General features: G+C 43.5%; 17 protein-coding genes. 2 read left to right on the forward strand and 15 right to left on the reverse strand.

Annotated elements, in window-relative coordinates:
• The first annotated feature begins 63 nt into the window (after window positions 1–63).
• Entirely contained in the window at window positions 64–630 is a 567-nt protein-coding gene (locus J2Z69_RS06495) for a hypothetical protein (protein ID WP_209860229.1), read from the forward strand.
• A 75-nt stretch (window positions 631–705) separates the two neighbouring features.
• Here the strand turns inward: J2Z69_RS06495 and J2Z69_RS06500 are convergent, their stop codons facing one another.
• From J2Z69_RS06500 to J2Z69_RS06565, 14 genes are all read right to left on the reverse strand, one after another.
• On the reverse strand, window positions 706–1,422 hold the full coding sequence (locus J2Z69_RS06500) for a class I SAM-dependent methyltransferase (RefSeq protein WP_209860231.1): 717 nt from the start codon (window positions 1,420–1,422) through the stop codon (window positions 706–708).
• Window positions 1,423–1,450: 28 nt separating this feature from the next.
• The gene (locus J2Z69_RS06505; RefSeq protein WP_209860233.1) at window positions 1,451–2,578 is read right to left on the reverse strand and encodes an NADH:flavin oxidoreductase; all 1,128 of its coding nucleotides are present in this window, start codon (window positions 2,576–2,578) and stop codon (window positions 1,451–1,453) included.
• A gap of 102 nt (window positions 2,579–2,680) precedes the next feature.
• Window positions 2,681–3,562: a non-homologous end-joining DNA ligase gene (gene ligD / locus J2Z69_RS06510; protein ID WP_209860235.1), complete on the reverse strand. Its 882-nt coding sequence runs from the start codon at window positions 3,560–3,562 to the stop codon at window positions 2,681–2,683.
• Window positions 3,559–4,470: an ATP-dependent DNA ligase gene (locus J2Z69_RS06515; protein WP_245338973.1), complete on the reverse strand. Its 912-nt coding sequence runs from the start codon at window positions 4,468–4,470 to the stop codon at window positions 3,559–3,561. The genes ligD and J2Z69_RS06515 overlap by 4 nt, the downstream gene beginning before the upstream one ends.
• The gene (gene ku, locus J2Z69_RS06520; protein ID WP_209860244.1) at window positions 4,467–5,525 is read right to left on the reverse strand and encodes a non-homologous end joining protein Ku; all 1,059 of its coding nucleotides are present in this window, start codon (window positions 5,523–5,525) and stop codon (window positions 4,467–4,469) included. Before ku ends, J2Z69_RS06515 begins: the two co-directional genes overlap by 4 nt.
• 186 nt (window positions 5,526–5,711) lie before the next feature.
• Window positions 5,712–6,488, reverse strand: a complete 777-nt coding sequence (locus tag J2Z69_RS06525; protein WP_209860246.1) for a Cof-type HAD-IIB family hydrolase — start codon at window positions 6,486–6,488, stop codon at window positions 5,712–5,714.
• 68 nt (window positions 6,489–6,556) lie between these two features.
• Window positions 6,557–7,543 (reverse strand): LacI family DNA-binding transcriptional regulator, encoded by a 987-nt coding sequence (locus tag J2Z69_RS06530; RefSeq protein WP_209860248.1) that lies wholly within the window; start codon window positions 7,541–7,543, stop codon window positions 6,557–6,559.
• 167 nt (window positions 7,544–7,710) lie between these two features.
• A complete protein-coding gene (locus J2Z69_RS06535; RefSeq protein WP_209860250.1) occupies window positions 7,711–8,424 on the reverse strand; it encodes a GntR family transcriptional regulator in 714 nt (237 codons plus the stop codon).
• A 7-nt stretch (window positions 8,425–8,431) separates the two neighbouring features.
• The gene (locus tag J2Z69_RS06540; RefSeq protein ID WP_209860252.1) at window positions 8,432–9,448 is read right to left on the reverse strand and encodes a sugar kinase; all 1,017 of its coding nucleotides are present in this window, start codon (window positions 9,446–9,448) and stop codon (window positions 8,432–8,434) included.
• Entirely contained in the window at window positions 9,441–10,196 is a 756-nt protein-coding gene (gene dagF, locus J2Z69_RS06545) for a 2-dehydro-3-deoxy-phosphogluconate aldolase (protein WP_209860253.1), read from the reverse strand. Before dagF ends, J2Z69_RS06540 begins: the two co-directional genes overlap by 8 nt.
• A gap of 2 nt (window positions 10,197–10,198) precedes the next feature.
• On the reverse strand, window positions 10,199–11,302 hold the full coding sequence (locus tag J2Z69_RS06550; protein WP_209860255.1) for a DgaE family pyridoxal phosphate-dependent ammonia lyase: 1,104 nt from the start codon (window positions 11,300–11,302) through the stop codon (window positions 10,199–10,201).
• Complete coding sequence (locus tag J2Z69_RS06555) at window positions 11,280–12,599, reverse strand: amidohydrolase/deacetylase family metallohydrolase (RefSeq protein WP_342591554.1); 1,320 nt, start codon at window positions 12,597–12,599, stop codon at window positions 11,280–11,282. Before J2Z69_RS06555 ends, J2Z69_RS06550 begins: the two co-directional genes overlap by 23 nt.
• A gap of 67 nt (window positions 12,600–12,666) precedes the next feature.
• The gene (locus J2Z69_RS06560) at window positions 12,667–13,218 is read right to left on the reverse strand and encodes a DUF1697 domain-containing protein (protein ID WP_209860258.1); all 552 of its coding nucleotides are present in this window, start codon (window positions 13,216–13,218) and stop codon (window positions 12,667–12,669) included.
• Window positions 13,218–14,135, reverse strand: a complete 918-nt coding sequence (locus tag J2Z69_RS06565; RefSeq protein ID WP_209860259.1) for a hypothetical protein — start codon at window positions 14,133–14,135, stop codon at window positions 13,218–13,220. Before J2Z69_RS06565 ends, J2Z69_RS06560 begins: the two co-directional genes overlap by 1 nt.
• Window positions 14,136–14,283: 148 nt before the next feature.
• Between J2Z69_RS06565 and J2Z69_RS06570 the strand changes: the two genes are divergently transcribed.
• Window positions 14,284–14,793, forward strand: a complete 510-nt coding sequence (locus J2Z69_RS06570; protein WP_209860260.1) for a PCYCGC motif-containing (lipo)protein — start codon at window positions 14,284–14,286, stop codon at window positions 14,791–14,793.
• Between the two features lie 105 nt (window positions 14,794–14,898).
• Here the strand turns inward: J2Z69_RS06570 and J2Z69_RS06575 are convergent, their stop codons facing one another.
• On the reverse strand, window positions 14,899–18,192 hold the full coding sequence (locus J2Z69_RS06575) for a glycosyl hydrolase family 18 protein (protein WP_209860261.1): 3,294 nt from the start codon (window positions 18,190–18,192) through the stop codon (window positions 14,899–14,901).
• Between the last annotated feature and the right edge of the window lie 98 nt (window positions 18,193–18,290).

The raw sequence follows: 18,290 nt of genomic DNA on the forward strand, positions 1-18,290 counted from the left end.
TGGCCCATTTATAGCGAATATGTTAATCACACATCCTAAATTACGGAATTTCTGGAGGTACCTATGCGTTTTATCTCATCAATGTGGTCGATAAGCGGCTTGTTTGTGCTGATCTCTTTGTCTGCTTGCAGCACCGAAAGCATCCATACGAACTTTGCTACGGAACAAATGGATTTAAACAAACATATTCGACTACAAACTTTTGACACTTCGATAGCTTCGTTAGCTTATGAGCTTCACCCCTCAGTTACACTCAAGCAGACAGATGACGCTATTCACTTAGTCTATGAAATTAGTGTCACTCATCCTACTCTCTCTATGAAAGATGTCGTCGTGTCCTTTACGTTACATCCCACAATGACCGTGCTTTTAGATAATGTAAATCCGGTTACGACTACAGTTAGAACCGACCATGCAACTCATTTAGAACCGCAAGGTTCCCCTAAGAGCCTAAATGTAGACAGAGAGTTTGGATTCGCTAAGTCTTCAGTAAAACCTTTCTTTAAAGAGAACCTTCTGACCTTGTATGTGAAAGTATCTTATCTTAACCATGGAAGAGTAGTGAACGATTACTTAAAAATATCCGCAGTTCCCTCCAAAGAGTTGAGGAATTATTTGGTTAACCTATAATAAATGAATCTATCTTCACTTTAAAAACAACAAAACCCCACCTGACATTTGAAATCAGATGGGGCTTTAATGTATCTATTTCAACCGCTGTGCTACAAAGGTGATAGATTGACTGCGGAACTCGGTGGGTGTATCGTACTTTTCTTCCTCAATGGATTGAAGTACAGAATGTTCTTTTAATACATTCCATCCTTCATATGCTTGGTTCAATACATCAAAGGCTTGCTGGGATTGTAAGTTGAGCTCGATTAAGGGTTCGACTGCCTTACCTGTCTCTTGTTCCACTTCTTCAATATTCGTATTCATGGCGATGCAGTGGATTCCTCCAAGCCTTGTTCCCTTCTGCATCCTCTGTATTACTTCCCGTAGCGCTTTCTCTGAGGAGACGTGTTCTAGACAACCGCAAGCTACAATGTAATCGTAATGGTTCTCTTGAAAATCTGTATGTTCCGCATCCCCTTGCCGAGATTCAACAAAACGCTGCACTCCGTACTTCTCCGCATTTTCTTGCAATTTCTGAACAGCTTCTTCCAGAAGGTCCACACCAATAATCCGACTCTCATTACCTTGGAGCTTTTGAGCTAGAGGAATAGTATTGCGCCCCGCACCTGACCCTAAATCCATAATCCGAACATCTGAGCGATGGAGCAGGATTCGATCTAATAATTCCATGACGAGAGGAATGGGGCGGGACATCCAAGTGCCTGGTTCGAGAATATCATTCTCTTGATATAATTTACTATGATAAGCTTCTTCTGCTTGTCTGGCTTCCTCAAAATTGGCTTGACTCATAACAACGCCCCCTCTCCACTACAGCGGATTAATATAATTTTCTTAGAGATTCGGCTTGGAATTCACCAAGTTCATTGAACCGTTGTTCCCGAACCTTCGTAACCCACTCCGGATCATTGAGCAATGCTCTTCCTACCGCAACAAGATCAAATTCTTGCTTCTCTAATCGTTCAAGCAACTCATCTAGATTGGCATGGGAAGCTCCTTTACCTTCTGTAAATAAGCTTGTGAACTCATTACTAAGCCCTACAGAACCAACAGTGATGGAAGGTTTACCTGTTAACTTCTTCACCCAACCCGCTAGGTTCAGATCGGAACCCTCGAATTCAGGTTCCCAGAATCTCCGTGTAGAGCAGTGGAATACATCTACCCCTGCTGCTGATAAAGGAGCAAGGAACTCCGCTAGCAATTCGGGTGTTGCTGCTAATTTTGCTGTATAATCGGTGGACTTCCACTGCGAGATTCGCAATACAATTGGATAATCCGGGCCTACAGCTTTGCGGCAGGCTTCGATAATCTCCACAGCAAAGCGGGTTCTCTTGATCATATCTCCGCCATATTCATCTGTACGTTTGTTGGTCCCTTCCCAGAAGAACTGGTCAATTAGGTAGCCATGGGCACCATGAATCTCAATACCATCAAAGCCAATTCGTTTAGCTTCCGCTGCTGCCGTAGCATAAGCCTCCACAATCAACTGAATTTCCGTTATAGATAGAGGCTCATTTACTTTCTCCCCTTGTGCTGTAACTCCTGAAGGTCCGACCGGCAAAGATGCGGGATTCGGCTCAGAACCCACTTTACGTTCCGTCCCTACATGCCACAATTGAGGGAATATAATACCGCCTGCTTGATGGACAGCTTCAACAGTCTTTGCCCATCCTTTCAGCGCTGCTTCTCCATAGAAGTATGGGACATTCGCATCTCCCGAAGCGGCAGGATGGTCGATGACTGTGCCCTCAGTAATAATTAATCCCACTTGATTTTTTGCACGGCGGCTATAGTATTCTGCAACATTTTCACCTGGAACACCATTTGGCGAGAAGCTCCGTGTCATCGGGGCCATCACAATCCGGTTAGGCAGCGTTAAGGAGCCTATACGCAGAGGTTCGAATAAGGGTTCAACAGATGGGGAGTTAGAATGAGTAGATGTGTTCATATACATGTTCTCCTTTGTTAATACAAATTTGTAATGTAGTATCAAAAATCCAATCTAATAATACAGAATTAAAATGAGTATGGCAGCATTAGTAATCCACAGCTATGGTATGAAATCCAGAAGTGGGGTAAGGGACTGCTTTGGCGTCTTAGCGATTAGATCTCCATGAATGGCAAGACGTTCTTCCATATTGAGCAAATGAAAATCTTGCGGCTTCACTTCTTGCTGAACTTCTTCCCACAATAGTGGTGTTGAGACTGTAGCGAGAGGTCGTCCACGCGGCGTGTAGGGAGCAGACAGACTTTTCCCTTTGGCATGCTGTACATAGTCAATATATATCCGATTGCCACGATCTTTAATCAATCTTTGTGTGGTAAATAGTTCTGGATACTTCTCTGTTAAGAACTGGGACAGAAATGTACCCACTTTATGAAGCTGTTCAAACGTAGTTCCTGACTGAATGGGAATAATTATTTGTACCCCTGTAGCCCCACTTGTCTTTGGCACCGATTGAATTCCTAACGAGTGCAGCGCTTCACCAATTACACTTATGGCGCCCATTAATCGTACATCCTGATCACTGCTGGGATCAATATCTAATACCCATTCTGCAGGTTCATTCGTTCCGATATATTCAAATGAAGGATGGAATTCTAAGCACCCTAAATTGCCTAACCAAATTAAGGTTGCCAGATTATCAAGATGAATATAATTGACCTGATCCTGCCTTGCAGTCTTCACAAATTCAGGCAGGGGCTGAGGCGCATTTTTCTGGTAAAAAGATTTGCCTCCTGTACCATCAGGATAACGGATCGTGGTAAGGTAGCGATTGCGGCAATACGGCAAAAGGTAGGGGGCGAGCGCAACGAGCTTTTGTAAATATAAAGCCTTGGTAATTCCCATTTCCGGCCACAATAATTTATCAGGATTGGTAAGAATAAGAAGATGTCCTTCAACCTCCACCTCAAAGGAAGATGAACTCATAAAGAGATCCCCTCCACATCTATAAGTTTGGGATGCCGTAGTATACCCGCTTCGGTCAGTTCACGACCTGTAACTCTAGCAGCTAAAGGCTGATTCAGCCATCTGATCTCTGCCCCCTTAAGACCCTCAGGCAAATTATCGAAATGCTTATTCATTGGAGCTTCCGTTCGAAGTGCGCTTAGGGCCTGCTTGGAACCTGTTGTTAATCCCGAAGATATTCTTCCAAAATATTGTTCGTTCTTTTTCATGACCAAGCTGGAAATTCTACCTTCTTTCCAGATGATGCCTACTACCGAAGCATCATAATGGGCCACCGTCTTACACTTCACCCAATCATGATGCTCTTTACCTTCTCGATATCGGCTACATTTCTTCTTGCTTACGATTCCTTCCCAGCCATGGTCTATCACCCATTTCCACAGTAACGAACCATCCTCGAATTCGTCCGCAATATATATGGGAGATCCCCACTCTGATGCAAGTGCTAAGAGTTGTTCTCTCCGGTGATGGTAGGGAAGTTTGCGAATATCTTCTCCATGTATCATAAGTAGATCAAATACTACATATACCACAGGAAGACGCTCAGCCGCCCGCCCTATAGAGCTTTCATCTTTAAGCTTATCTCTTTGCTGGAGAAGCTGGAAGCTCGGTTGGCCAGTTGCTTCATCCAAAATCACAATTTCTCCGTCCAAGATGAAAGATACGTTCGAGCGAGACAGAGCTGCAACCAAATCAGGAAAAGGTTTATTTTTGGATAACATTTTTTTAGAGAGGAGTTCGACCTCACCTTCCATATTAGAAGCAATAATACGGTAGCCATCCCATTTTAGCTGATGAATCCATTCATTCCCTACAGGCAAGGTAGATTGCTTACGAGGTGACATAGGCGTAAAGTTCGGAATGATCATGAACCCGTCTTCCTGGTTCGTGTTGTCTCTTTGGTTCGTTTGTTGGTTCCGCGAGCTTTAGGGGATGCACTAGCTTTGCTTTTAGCGGCAGACTTCTTTTGAGTTGGGGTACTTCGGCGAGAAGTGGAGCGAGTAGATGAAGACTTTTTCTTATGGGCAAGAGCATCCGATGAATCATTCTTCTCAGATGTAGCATCGTTTTTATTGGAGGATTTGAGGACTTTTGATTTCGATGATCGTGTAGAGGTCGTAGATGATGATTGTGATGTGGAAGCATTAGGCTTCACATCTTTCGACTGACCTAGACTTGCCTTCAAGGCTTCCATAAGATCAATAACGTTCGTCTTTTTCTCTTCGGGAGCCATTTTAACTTCTTTGCCCTCGACCTTGTCTTCAATAGCATCCATAAGTCGTGTTTTATATAGATCTTCATATCTGTCAGGCTCAAACGTAGAGGCTAGCTGATTAATCAGCATCTTGGCCATGTCAAGTTCGCGATCATCCACAGTAGGTTGATCCGGTAGATTCGGAATCTCATCTTTGGGCCGGATTTCTTCTGCATAGAACATCGTTGTCATCGACAGTACCCCATCTATGATGCGAACCGCCGCTAGACTACTCTTCGAACGAATACTAACATGGGCAATTCCAATTTTGTCCGTATCCTCCAAGGCCCGCACTAATAAATTGTATGCATGTTCTCCATTTTTCTCTGGGGACAAATAATAAGTCTTCTGATAATAAATGGGATCGATTTCTTCTAGATCAACGAAGTCTACAATCTTTATTTCACGCGAAGTCTCCATGGCCAGATCATCCAATTCCTTTTTATCAAACGTAACGTAATGTCCAGGTTCATATTCATACCCCTTGACAATCTCGCTCCAGCTCACATCTTCTTCACATTTGGGGCATGTACGATGATACTGAATCGGTGCATTGGAGTCTTTGTGCAGCATCTTCATATGAACGTCATTGTCTTCAGTAGCTGTGAACATCTTTACTGGCACATTCACTAGACCAAAACTTACGGAACCCTTCCAAATCGTCTGCATATTTTTGTGCCTCCCTCACGCCAACTTTCGAGCGTCATATCGATCAAGTTCTTGTCCTTCTCATTACCCTTTGAAGCTGTAGTTTCAACCAGAAAACGCCACGTAATTCATGGAAATCGATTAACAAAAAAACCGACGCATGAGCAATCGGCTTCTATGAATTACATTCTGTATTTCCATACGAAATCAAATTAAACCCAGATGCTTCAATCCATTATAAATTCCATCCTGATCCACATCAGTAGTCGTATATTTAGCAATTTGTTTGATCTCATCCAAAGCGTTGCCCATCGCCACACTTTGCCCGACATAAGCAAGCATTTCCCGGTCATTCAAATGATCCCCGAACGCAGCTACGCGCTCTGGTGTATACCCTGCGTGTTGGATAAGCTTTTGAATTCCTGCTGCTTTAGAAGTGGTTGTGGGCAATACATCAGAAGCTACGGGGTCCCAGCGAACCATTTTTAATTGATGACCAAAAGTGTTGAAATAAGGTCCCTCTTCTTCCGCGGTACAGAACAAAATGCACTGCAAGATATCTTTCCCTTTGTAGAAAGAAGGATCAAATTCAGGAATTCCTAAGAGATGGGATGCGTAACAAGCATTCACATCAGCATGATCTTGAGTATTCACCTTTAACTGCTCTTCACCTACATAGAGAAGAGGATGATTATAAGATTCTGCAAAACGCGTAAAAGACTCTAAAAGTTCAGGCGAAATCACATTTTTGTAAACAACCTCACCCCGAAAAACTACATATTGACCATTGCTGCTGACGTATGAATCAATGCCTAACTCACGCCGAATATCTTCTGTTTGAAAAGGAGCCCGCCCAGTCGCTATCGCTACATCATGGCCTTGATGTTTCAGTAATTGAACAGCTTCCTTCGTAGAAGCCGGTATATTCTTGTCATAGTCAAGCAAAGTCCCATCGATATCAAAAAAAACCATCGTTTGTTCCATGCCATCTCCTCATTTCTGCCTGTTTTTTACCTGTCATGGAGATCTTAATGGATGAAACGCGTTTCAAGTCAAGCCTTCGGTACACTATCCATTTTTTTTGCAATACTTTCTCGTTCAATCATTTGGAAAGGGACCTCTCGCTGGCTTTGCTTTCCCCCTTCGTAAAAAAGCTGAAATGCTTGGCGCCCTAGTAGTCTAATATTTTGGTCCATCGTAGTAAGCCCAGCGATCTCAGCAATGGGTTGGTTATCAAAACTTAATAAGGACAGATCCTCCGGTATTCGGAGTCCAGCCTGTTTCAGTTCAATAATAATGCCCGTAGCAATCTCATCCCCATTCACAATTAGCGCGGTAGGCCTATGCTTCATACGAAGCCATTTTCTAGCGACTTGTTTCCCATCTTCCATGTTGAAGCATTCGGGTATCACCCAATCCGACTCTGCGGGCAGATTCCTGATCTTGATTAGATGATGATAAGCTTCCCATCTCCATAAGCTGCTCGGCCCATGCTCTCTGCTCGTACAGTATCCAATTCTACTATGCCCCTGATTGATCAAATGGTTCATCGCAGTTTCGAACGCGGCGTAGTGATCTGTATATACACAAGGGAGCTGATCCGTTTGTTCACAAGCTATAATCGGACCATATTCAGCAAATGCTATAATATCATCCCAAGTATTCGCATGAGAACTGACAATCATCCCATCAATCTGCTTGCTCTTTAGCATATGTAGATATTCTAATTCTTCATCCTTCCTATAATCCGTGGGACAACAAATTACAGAATACTTCTCTTCAAACGCAGCTTCCATCACCCCTCTTACGAGGGCTTGGGAGTAAAAGGAATTGTAGCTTGGAATCATCAATCCTAACGTACGTGTTTTGCCTGTGGAAAGATGAACGGCATGAATATTCTGCTGATAATTCAGTTCTTGAATGACTTCTTCTACTCTTTTTCGCTTCTCATCACGGACATAAGGGTGCTTGTTCAGCACTCGGGATACTGTAGCGACAGACACGCCAGCTTTCTTAGCTATATCCTTGATATTTGCCATCCTCCATGCTCCTCTCTGCTCCCCTATTCTCTCTATCTCTATTATGATAAATTTTATAGACAAAAGAAAGCAGCCTATGCTCTGGAAATTCAGTGCATAAGCTGCTTTTTTACGGTATAAGACTAAAGAGTTGGCTGTATACAATTTGTGAGTTCATTTTCGAAAAATCACACGTCATAGCTAACCAAATAATGCTGTAATTCGGTGTTATAATGCCCTTCGCTGTATTCCATAATTTGCTCTGTAGCATCTAAGGAATATCGAATTCTCTTCAATAGGGCCGTTCCCACGGGAACCGATAACAACTTTGCCAATTCATCCGTAGCCATACCTACCGTAAATTGATCGCGGAATTTATCTAATACAATATGACTCTCCTCAATAAATTCATATAAGGATTGGCTGCCCAATTCATTATCTTTGGCTTGAGGTACAGAGGGTGCCAAATAATGAACATAATGAATATAAGGCTTCCCATCTAATTCATAAAGTCGCTCCACCCGAAGACAGTTCTTGCCGAACATATCAAACAGAGCACTTCCGGCTTCATTCGTATTCCATGACGAGCGAATAAGACTCTTACGAATCTGATGGCCCTCTTCTACCAAAATTTCCGTAAATCTTTTTCCTTTAGATAACTTGGTAAGTGACGTATTTCGGATGACTTTAGTTCCGATTCCGCTGCGCTTCTCAATCAGACCTTCCTGCGCCAGTTCCTTTACGGCATTGCGTACAGTCATTTTGCTCACATCAAATTCTTGCTCAAGCTGTGGCTCTGAAGGAATCAGCGTTCCTAGAGGATATATGCCATGCAGAATACGATCCTTTAGCACTTTTTTGAGCTGCAAGTAAAGAGGACCTTGGTTACGCTTCATGACCATTTCACAGCTACCTTTCTACATCCCGAAGGGTCTCTGTGACCAGCTCCAAAATTTCTATTTCTGTTGCATTCGGAGTATCCCCCGCTATCGTATGCGCATGAACAGCTGCTTTCACAGCGAACAGCAAGGTTCGCTCTGCCTCCCAGCCGCTCGCCTCACCATGCACAATTCCACTTGCAAAGGCATCTCCTGCTCCAATGCGGTCATATACGGCAAACGTAAGCGGGTCGGCCACATGCATTGCTCCCTCCTTATACAGATATCCTTGCAGGGAGTGGCGACCATCCTGCTCAATTCCGCGATGTGTACCTGCTATAGCTTGAATGTTATACTGCTCAGCCACAAGTGGAACAAGCTCTTTCAATTGATCTACACGATCTTCATAAGTGCTCCTCATGCCTAGAATATGTATTGCATCCCGTTCATTCATAAGAACCACATCTGCAAGTTCCAGCATATCCTCGTAATGAGCTTTAGCTAATTCGTAGCCCTTTTCGCCCCAAAGCGACGGACGATAATTGCAGTCAAAAATAACGGTCCCTCCCTGCTTCTGCACGGCTGCTGCGAAAGACTTCATTTGATGCCGTACCGTCTCATTCATAGCCAGCGTAATCCCGCAAAAATGAGCAATATCTACCTGCTTCGCGATCTCGTCAAATGCATAAGCATCAGGCAAGGCCGTATTGAAGCTACTGCCCCAGCGGTCGGTGTAAGTAACTCGGCTCGGACGTGCACCAAATCCATTTTCCAAAAAATACATGCCCATATACTGGCCCGCTCTACGTACAAATGAAGTGTCAATGGCAAGTTTGCGCAGGTAAGCCATGGACGATTCGCCCAACGGATTGGCGGGAACCGTCGTTACTAGAGCACCGATATGACCGAGACGAGATAAGGCCGATGCAATGTTCACCCCTGTCCCTGAGAACGTGTATTGAAGCGTATGACCCTGAGCTAGTGTATCATAACCCGGAACCTGAAGACGCATCATCACTTCCCCAAAAGCTGAGATGCGTTTAGGCATAGCGATCAACCAATTTTTTCAAGATGGTATAAAGTGTCTCCACATCCTGTGGATTCGTATAACCTGTAGCTTTATCTACAATAGAGGAATAGACGTGAGGAATGACTTGTTGTACACCTGCTTCCAGTGCAATCTCTACAATCTTCTCAAAATTATCCAGATCAATACCTCCGGTTGGTTCTAGAGCGAATCCTTCTTCGGCACAAGCCTTGGCTACAGCACGATATTCATCTTCCAAAGCAAGTCCTTGCATCGGAAAATATTTAAGCGCATTTCCACCCATGTCGCGGACCAGCGCAATCGCCGCTTTCACAGGTACAATCGCATGCTCCTCATTGGCTGCGCTGTAAGGACCTGTGGAAATATTTACATATCCTACTCTACCCGATGGGGAGACTAGACTATTAATCCAACTATCTTTGCCTTGTAAATTAGCCCGTGTCGCGCCTACTGCCGTAAATACTTGATTGATATGTGTCCCTGCATAACTTGCTGCAATCTCCGCAACAACAGCCGCTTGGCGATTGTCTCCCGCGCCCAGACCGATCGATACCGCATCTTCAATTTCTTGACCATAGGCTTTCATCGCTACCACTGCTTCGGAGGCATTAGGATAATTTTTAGATAATACACCTACCACGACATGACCTTCGGCCGCCTCAAATACTTCTTTGGCATTTTCTATGCTTCCCGCAAGGACATTCAGTGATGCTCGTTTCTTATACATCCTCTGTTCCATATTCGACATTGTTATACTCCTCCTACGATTTCATGAATTCGATCTGCAATTACTTGCATATCATCGCCTTGCAGTGGACGGGGATCGATATCGAAATAACCTTGCCGTAGTCCATAATCTCTTGTATAAATTGCAATTTGACCTTCTCTAAGCTGATCATTCAGCTCCGTAGCTGTAAGCCCTGCTTCTTCCGCATTTACATGTACGCGTCCGCGGTAGATTGCACGTCCCGCTTCATCTTGCACAACAGAAATACGAATACCTGCTAACGATTCCAGCGGGTTCAAGAGTGAGAGCAATGCCTTCTCTTCTTCACTTTTATCCTGTTTGTTCATATACTCATCCAGCGCTTGAAGCAGTCCGAACGAAGTTTCTTTGCCTACTTTCATACTGCGTCCAATTCCATGGAGCTGAACCTTCAGCCAATTTACATATTGTTGTTTGCCACCTACAATGCCAGAGGTGGGACCTTCAATGGCTTTGGAACCGCTATAAATAGCCAAATCCGAGTATTTCACATATTTTCGGATATCCTCTTCTGCCGCAGCATCTACAATTAACGGAACTCCATATTGATTTGCAATTTCCCAAGCTTCTTCCACCGAAATCATATTTTTCTGCACGCAGTGATGCGATTTCACATATAAAATGGCCGCAGTATTCTCGTTAATGGCCTCTTCGATATGTTCCTTACGCCCCTCGTTCGCATAGCCGGCTTCCACAATCTTGCCTCCGCCTAAATACACCATCGTCTCCACAGGAGCACCATACTGCACATTGTGTCCCTTTAACATGACAATTTCATTTTTGAGAATAGGATCTTGATGCAAGCGTTCGCTCGTTCGTCTATGTCCTTGGGTGACGATCGCAGCTACAGATAGCGTAATACCACTTGAGGCCGAATTCACCACGACTGCCGCCTCGGAACCAAGGATACCGGCAATATAATCGCCTGCTTTATCTACGAGATCCGCAATTTCGACGTACTGCTGTCCTCCCTGCTTCATCGCTTCCATTACAGTATCTGTAGGTGCGGAGACACCTAAAATACTCATGCGGCCACTTGCATTAATTACACGCTTAAGGCCATATTTAGCATTCAATGAATGTGTCATGGATAATAGCTCCTTTCGCTTGAATATATGAAGTACCTATTCGATTTACACCTTCAGAATCGGTTAGAAGAATCTCTTCTTCTTTAACCTCAAAAAGCGTCAGGTTGGCGGAATCTCCTACTTGAATTCGGCCAAGTTCTGGGCGATGAAGCCACTGTGCAGCATGGATAGTCACCGCATCTATAATGTCTGACAAGCTATAGCCAAGATACAGAAATTTGCTCATGACGTGAGCCAAGCTGTACACAGGACCTTGAAGACGATTCCCCCTGTAAATATCTGTGCTAATCGTACGCGGACGAATACCGTGAAGTCTTGCAAGCTCCGCAGCTTCGAATGAGAAGCTTGCCGTACCATGCCCCACATCCAAATGAACCCCTCGCTTAAGAGCAGCCCCTAGCTCAGGAAGCGGTTCGCCTTCCGTATCAAAGAGATTATTCGCTTTGCCATTCAAATAATGGGTAACGATGTCGCGATAATCGAGATAATTCAGCACCTCTTCAATAACAGGTGGACCAGAACCTATATGTACCATTAGCGGTAGGCCCGTCATATGGGAAAGTTCCTTCGCCTTAATCAGGGGTTCAATCCCATTTGAACCTACGACACTAGCGCTAATGCGCGCTTTGAGTCCTACAATGAATTCCGCATAATGCTGCACAGCTTCGGCCGCTCGATTCAGATCAATCCATTCCATGTTCGTTAACTCATCAATACGTGTTAATCCAAGCTTGGAAATATTCAGAAAAGCGAGTACGTTCGTACGCGCATGCCCAGCACGATGATACAGCTCTGCGATCCGATCTGCCCCGCAGCTGCCTGCATCTATAATCGTGGTCACCCCTTGCCATACGCCAATCTCATCGATCTCATCGCCATATGGATGCAAATCACTAAAAGCATGGACATGCATATCAATCCAACCACTAGACACATACAGACCCGCACCCTGCACCACTTTCACCTTGGAATCTTTGCGTTCATCTTCGTATATTTCTTGGGAGGGAAGGGGAGCAATATCTAGTTCAGTTACTTCCTTTTCACTGACTTCATGAGTTGACTTGCCTTCAAGAACTAAATTAGCTGTATGTACTTCATTAACTTCATTCGCTAAATTAGCATCATTAACTTCATTAACTTCATTAACTTCATTAACTTCACTCGCTAGATTAGCATCATGACCTAGATTAGCATCAACAATGGAAGTAATGATGCCTTGATCTATAGTTAAATCCACAAGTTGGTCTGTAACCAACCGGACATGGCGTAATACGATCCGTTCATACATAGGTCTCATCCTTTCCTAGTTTGATAAGATCAACATATCACATATTTTTTTGGAGGTCTATATAACGTTATAATGTTTATTTATATGATTCCTTTACCTGCTCCGCTAACTGATGCATCTTCAGCATCGTATTGAAATTTCTAGATGTAGATCTCCCTTTATTCTTACTTAAAAAAGATGCCAATTTCGAATCCAATATACTTTGACGGAAATAAAAATAGATGTGATCTCCATAAATTTTGAATTCATCCTGCTGGGAATCTAGTGAATAGAGAACCTCTTGTTCACCCTCGGATAAAGGATGATCCAATAACGTGATATGAATGCTTTCCCCTTTTTCAAGCTGATCTTTCGGAAAAGGACATTGCTCTACAATCTGCTCTAGTTCGGCAGCAGTGCGAATTAAGATTTTACTCGTCAGTTGAAAATGAGACTCCACTTCCGCTTCTAACTTAGATACAAGTTCATCCGGACCTAGATTAGATGTAAAAAGCACATTCCCACTGTTAATATAGGTTTTGACTTGCTGCACGCCGATTTGCTCCCAGCTGATTTTGAGTTCAGCCATACTGACCTTTTTGTTCCCGCCCACATTTATTCCTCTTAGAAAAGCGATATAGACCGTCATTATGTATCTTCACCTCCTCTAAATATCACCTGTATATAAGGAGCACCCCAGTTAGTATTATCTATTAAGTTGACTTCTGTACTTTCTTGCTGAGTTATCAATTGTTGAAGTCTCTCTGCCTCTACGGGAAAACCTAAATTATTCAGCTGTTCTACAAACCATACAGCTATCTTAGCCTCAGGTATGTCCATTTGACATTGCCTGATCATAGCAAGCTTGGTTTCAAGCGGTTCTTTATCAAATACAATCTGCCTTTCCGCTTCCCCCATTGACATCATCGTGTTGAACTTTTTTAGATGGAACTCTCTTTTTGTGATAGAAGACTTGATAATTCCATCAGAACTAAATGGCATTACACCTATATTATTTGGTATGGATACAGCAACAGCATTTGCTCGCTCAATTTCGATTTTCATTATATAAAGATAGGAATCTGGGATCTGAGGATAATTTAATTGTTGGAATGCTTCGACAAATGCTCTTCTGCTTAATTCTTCCTCATCTAGATCCTGACTACTATAAGCTTTTATTTGTTCAGCTCTGGATTTCCTATAATCATCCTCATTACTAAATGAATCAATTAGAATCATTTCATCCTCACGCCCAATAAGAATCGTGAAGAAGTCTTTTATATTACGAGCCACTATTTTTATCCATGGATTCGACATAGGCGTAACTACCACGATTGGACATTCATCTAATTGCTTACCAACTCCAAAATCAGTTAATATCGCAAAATGAATGCCATCTACCCCAGTGCGTCCAAATGTGACCCCGTCGACTGGAGAGCAAAAGTAATTTCCGTTTCCATTCCCTTCAATACCCAAATACAACCCAGATGGCATGACATAGTCTGTCTTTGTTAGATACTTTTTTTCTAATTCGATGATTTGCTCCAGAACTTGTGAACGTAGCATGATATAAAACTCCACCCCTCGTCATGTATGAATTTTGTATATAATTGTGTAGATTTTGTAGTCTATCCTTCTATTATTCTCTCTATTTCTAGGTATTCCCTTGCACTTGCATTATAATAAATGGTAATTCATGAATAAGGAGACTCCCATGAAAAAAACCAGACTTTACCATTCTTCACTCTGTCTAGCTGTCAGCTTGATTTTAATCAGTGGATGTAGTTCCAAGGAAGAGTCCAAATCCACTTCAGCTCCCTCTCATCAAGAACATGTGGCGAGTGGTGATCTTCAAGAGACGACCGCATCCCTAACTACTTTACCTGCTTTTCTAAATCAGACTTCTACTCTAGTAAAAGAGGGATATCTTGCCGCAGCGGCCCATGTCGATGTACTAACTTCTATCCCCTGTTATTGTGGCTGCGGAAAATCTGCAGGCCATCAGAGTAACTTGAACTGTTTCATTAGCAAAGTACAATCTGATGGTACCGTCATTTGGGATGATCATGGTACGCGCTGTAATGTGTGTATTGAGACGGCTATGCTGACTGCTGAAATGAAGAAGCAAGGCAAGACAACTAGCGAAATAAGACAATTTATAGATGATCGATATCAAGAAGGCTATGCAAAACCTACGCCTACTCCCGCTCCAGCAGAAATATAATTCTCGATAACTGCTTTCATGCAGTGAGGAATATAAAAAAGTGCCCCGTTCAGCCCAAGTTCTGGACTGTCGGAGCACTTTTTTTATTAGGTGAGACGGCTTACTTTATTGGTTGTTAATGGAATATTTTTTGCCACCAATGGTAATGGTGAAGTTCGTTGGACCACTGATAGGTAAGTAGTAGACCAAGTTGAAGTCTTCACTCGCGCCTGGAGCAATCGTCTTGTAAGCTGGCAACGTTACTGCGATTCGGTGGAAGTCACCTTTTAGACCGCCCACGTTGTTACCTGTATGTCCGACGGATACTACACTAATCGTATCTCCGCTCCAGCTTCCAAATTGTGGTGAAGTTGAAGTAGGTACATCAAATTCAATGACGGAACTTCCAGTAATTGTTACATTACTGTTGTTCGTAAGTCTAAGAATTGGGTTGATTGGATAATTCTGATCTCCCAATTTGAACCCCGTAAATTGCACGGACATGTTCAGTTTATCTGTAGGAAGACCTGCTGTGTTATTTTTGCTGTTGTAAGGAGTTGCCGCTTTGAATTTATCGGACAATAGCTTCGTCAAAGTGTATCCAATATAGTATTCACCCTTACCATTGTTACGATCTGGATAGAAGTCATAGTCGCCTGCAAGTTCCCAGATCATGACTCCGCCAATGCCATTTTTCACAACATAATCTGCTTTGGCTCCTAAAGACTGTTCATCTTCAGTAGATAAGAATACTTTCGTAGTTGGGTTCCATAACCATGGGGCTACCAATGTAGAGTCATAGTTACGAGTATAGGTACCCGTTAATGTAGCTCCTGCAAGACCATAGTCTTTAAGATAAGAACCAACGATACCTTTTTCAAGGTTCTTCGCATGCCACATCGGGTTTGAACCTGCGCCTACTTCTTTGCCATTCTCTGTATCATGCCAGATGTTATCTACGCCCGTCGCACCATCGCCACATGAAGTTAGACCTTGAGCACAGTTAGTTCCTGAAGAACTGCCCCATAATCCATTTGTTCCTCCTGTAACGTTCTTGAAACCCCGAGTGTAATAAGGTACTCCGATGTTAATCCGTCCAGCCGCCATCATGCCGCGCATATAGTGATATGCCCAGTCCGTATTCAAATATCCAATTCCGCCATATTGAGAAGTAGAGTATACAGAACTTGCTGCGAGTTCCGCATCTTTACCATCATCGAACAATGCCGCATTCGGTCCTACGAATTTGTTCCAAGCTCCATGTAGGTCATAACTCATTACATTTACATAGTCTAGATATTTAAGAGGGTTGAATGTCTCCATACCACGAAGCAAGTACCCTGAAGATGGGGATGCAATCGTAAGCATATAGTATTTACCGTCTTGTGCTGAAGCTTGATCGAGCTTCGTGCGAAGCGTTTTGAGTAGAGCATCATAACTCGCTTGCAGACCTTTCAGACGTGGGCTGGAGAAGCTCCAATCCAGTGGATTTCCTGCTTTGTCCATCGTTGTTGGATATTCATAATCCAGATCCGCTCCATTGAAATCATACTTGCGAAGGAACGCTACTACGGAATCTGCAAATGTGTTAATTCCAGCTTGGTTAATGGAACCATCTGCATTTGTTGTCATGCTGTAATATCCGCCAGAAGCTACACGGTTTCCATTATCATCAAAGTAACCGCCAGTCTCAGCCCATCCACCAATGGAGACCAAAGTCTTCACGCCTGGATGTTGTTTCTTGAATTTGTTCATCAAATTCAAATTACCTTTGTAAGGAAGTGTTGGATCCATAGCTGCATCACTAAATTCAGGCCATGTCATCCCAACAGAAGAGTTATTAGCATTGGTCTCGCTACCAACTGATACTTTATTGCTGCTATCGATATGCGCAAAAGCATAGTTGATATGCGTCAAGTAATTCCAAGGAATATCAGATGCCAAGTATTTAGGTGCACCATCTTTACCTGTTCTCCAGCTTGTAAAGTAACCAATAATGCGGCGCTTCGCATCGTTCGCTAATTTTTCGCGTCCGTCTGTGTCATACGCTTGGCAGTAAGGAATTCCAGTTACGCCAGAGTTGAACAATCCTTCAGGACGACAAGCTTCTTGATTAGTTGTTGTATCCGCTTTTGCAGTTTTCACAGCAAGAGCTGCGCTCGCCGCGGATTCCAGACCTTCGGCATCTTTCGCTTTTACAGTGAAAGAATACTGAGTATCTGCTTGTAATCCAGTTACCACTGCATTAGTAGTAGTCACTTCTTGTTTGCCACCTGTGTAATACACAGTGTAGCCAGTCACCGCTTTATCATCTGTAGATGCAGTCCAAGACAAAGTTACAGTTGTAGCCGTTTGTGCTGATGAAGCAACGTTAGCTGGAACTGTAGGAGCTTGATTCGCTACAGCTGCCTTAGTCTTCACAGCAACTGCGTTGCTCGCTGCGGATTCCAAACCTTCAGCATCCTTTGCTTTCACAGTAAAGGAATAGTCCGTATTTGCTGTAAGTCCCGTAACTACCGCAGAAGTCGATGTAACATCCACTTTACCGCCAGTGTAGTATACGGTGTAACCTGTTACTGCTTTATCATCTGTAGCTGCTGTCCAGCTCAAAGTTACTGTTGTATCCGTTTGAGCGGAAGATGCAAGATTAGTTGGAGCTGTTGGAGCAGTATTCGGCGTAGTAGGATTAGCACTAGTCTTGCCAGTTACACTGCTACTTGCCGCAGATTCAAGTCCTTCATTGTCTTTGGCTTTGACCGTAAAGGTATAGCTGGTGTTCGCCGTTAGACCTGTAATCACCGCACTATTAGTGGTAACGGATTTGGAACTTGTTCCGTAGTACACTGTGTAGCTAGCTACCTGTTTGTCATCCGTAGAAGCCGTCCAATTCAGAGTCAAGCTCGTCGTTGTTGGTGTGGATACAGTAAGACCACCTGGAACTGTAGGTGCTGTGTTCGTAGGTGCTGTACCACAAGCGCCCTGATCTTCCCAAGCGCCATTCACGCCTGGTGTATCCCCTTGGGTCCACCATTTTGCTTTCCAAGAATGGCTGCTATATGATGCTAGATTACCAGCTGTGTAAGCCTTAGTGGATACCCATGCGTCTGGGCAACCCGATGGATTTGGAGTAGGTGTAGTTGTTCCTCCATCTCCACATGCGCCTTGATCTTCCCAAGCTGTTGAAGTATCCGGTTTGTCACCTTGCGTCCACCATTTTGCCTTCCAATTGTGACCCCCTGAGGAAGCGATCGTACCGGCCGTGTAAGCTTTCGACGTATCCCAAGCGGCGGCACAAGCTGTAGCTGCCGATGCAACGGAAGGCTTGATTAAAGCATTAAAAGGACCTAGAATCAGGGCAAATACAACCGCAAACACCATGCTCAGTTTCAACATATTTTGTTTTCTCGTGTGAACCAACATTATTCATCTCCTCTTATATGGTTTTGCTATATTCTTTGAAACTAAAAACTCCCTCCTTGACCTAACAGGTTATGGTAGGAAACGCTTTCATTTCCTCT

The sequence above is a fragment of the Paenibacillus shirakamiensis genome, assembly GCF_017874255.1.
In the GTDB taxonomy this organism is placed as follows: domain Bacteria; phylum Bacillota; class Bacilli; order Paenibacillales; family Paenibacillaceae; genus Fontibacillus; species Fontibacillus shirakamiensis.

Excerpts from the sequence above, each read along its gene's own strand:
- J2Z69_RS06495 (WP_209860229.1), top strand. The coding sequence starts at position 64 with ATGCGTTTTATCTCATCAATGTGGTCGATAAGCGGCTTGTTTGTGCTG.
- J2Z69_RS06500 (WP_209860231.1), bottom strand. The coding sequence starts at position 1,422 with ATGAGTCAAGCCAATTTTGAGGAAGCCAGACAAGCAGAAGAAGCTTAT.
- J2Z69_RS06505 (WP_209860233.1), bottom strand. The coding sequence starts at position 2,578 with ATGAACACATCTACTCATTCTAACTCCCCATCTGTTGAACCCTTATTC.
- ligD (WP_209860235.1), bottom strand. The coding sequence starts at position 3,562 with ATGAGTTCATCTTCCTTTGAGGTGGAGGTTGAAGGACATCTTCTTATT.
- J2Z69_RS06515 (WP_245338973.1), bottom strand. The coding sequence starts at position 4,470 with ATGATCATTCCGAACTTTACGCCTATGTCACCTCGTAAGCAATCTACC.
- ku (WP_209860244.1), bottom strand. The coding sequence starts at position 5,525 with ATGCAGACGATTTGGAAGGGTTCCGTAAGTTTTGGTCTAGTGAATGTG.
- J2Z69_RS06525 (WP_209860246.1), bottom strand. The coding sequence starts at position 6,488 with ATGGAACAAACGATGGTTTTTTTTGATATCGATGGGACTTTGCTTGAC.
- J2Z69_RS06530 (WP_209860248.1), bottom strand. The coding sequence starts at position 7,543 with ATGGCAAATATCAAGGATATAGCTAAGAAAGCTGGCGTGTCTGTCGCT.
- J2Z69_RS06535 (WP_209860250.1), bottom strand. The coding sequence starts at position 8,424 with ATGGTCATGAAGCGTAACCAAGGTCCTCTTTACTTGCAGCTCAAAAAA.
- J2Z69_RS06540 (WP_209860252.1), bottom strand. The coding sequence starts at position 9,448 with ATGCCTAAACGCATCTCAGCTTTTGGGGAAGTGATGATGCGTCTTCAG.
- dagF (WP_209860253.1), bottom strand. The coding sequence starts at position 10,196 with ATGTCGAATATGGAACAGAGGATGTATAAGAAACGAGCATCACTGAAT.
- J2Z69_RS06550 (WP_209860255.1), bottom strand. The coding sequence starts at position 11,302 with ATGACACATTCATTGAATGCTAAATATGGCCTTAAGCGTGTAATTAAT.
- J2Z69_RS06555 (WP_342591554.1), bottom strand. The coding sequence starts at position 12,599 with ATGAGACCTATGTATGAACGGATCGTATTACGCCATGTCCGGTTGGTT.
- J2Z69_RS06560 (WP_209860258.1), bottom strand. The coding sequence starts at position 13,218 with ATGACGGTCTATATCGCTTTTCTAAGAGGAATAAATGTGGGCGGGAAC.
- J2Z69_RS06565 (WP_209860259.1), bottom strand. The coding sequence starts at position 14,135 with ATGCTACGTTCACAAGTTCTGGAGCAAATCATCGAATTAGAAAAAAAG.
- J2Z69_RS06570 (WP_209860260.1), top strand. The coding sequence starts at position 14,284 with ATGAAAAAAACCAGACTTTACCATTCTTCACTCTGTCTAGCTGTCAGC.
- J2Z69_RS06575 (WP_209860261.1), bottom strand. The coding sequence starts at position 18,192 with ATGTTGGTTCACACGAGAAAACAAAATATGTTGAAACTGAGCATGGTG.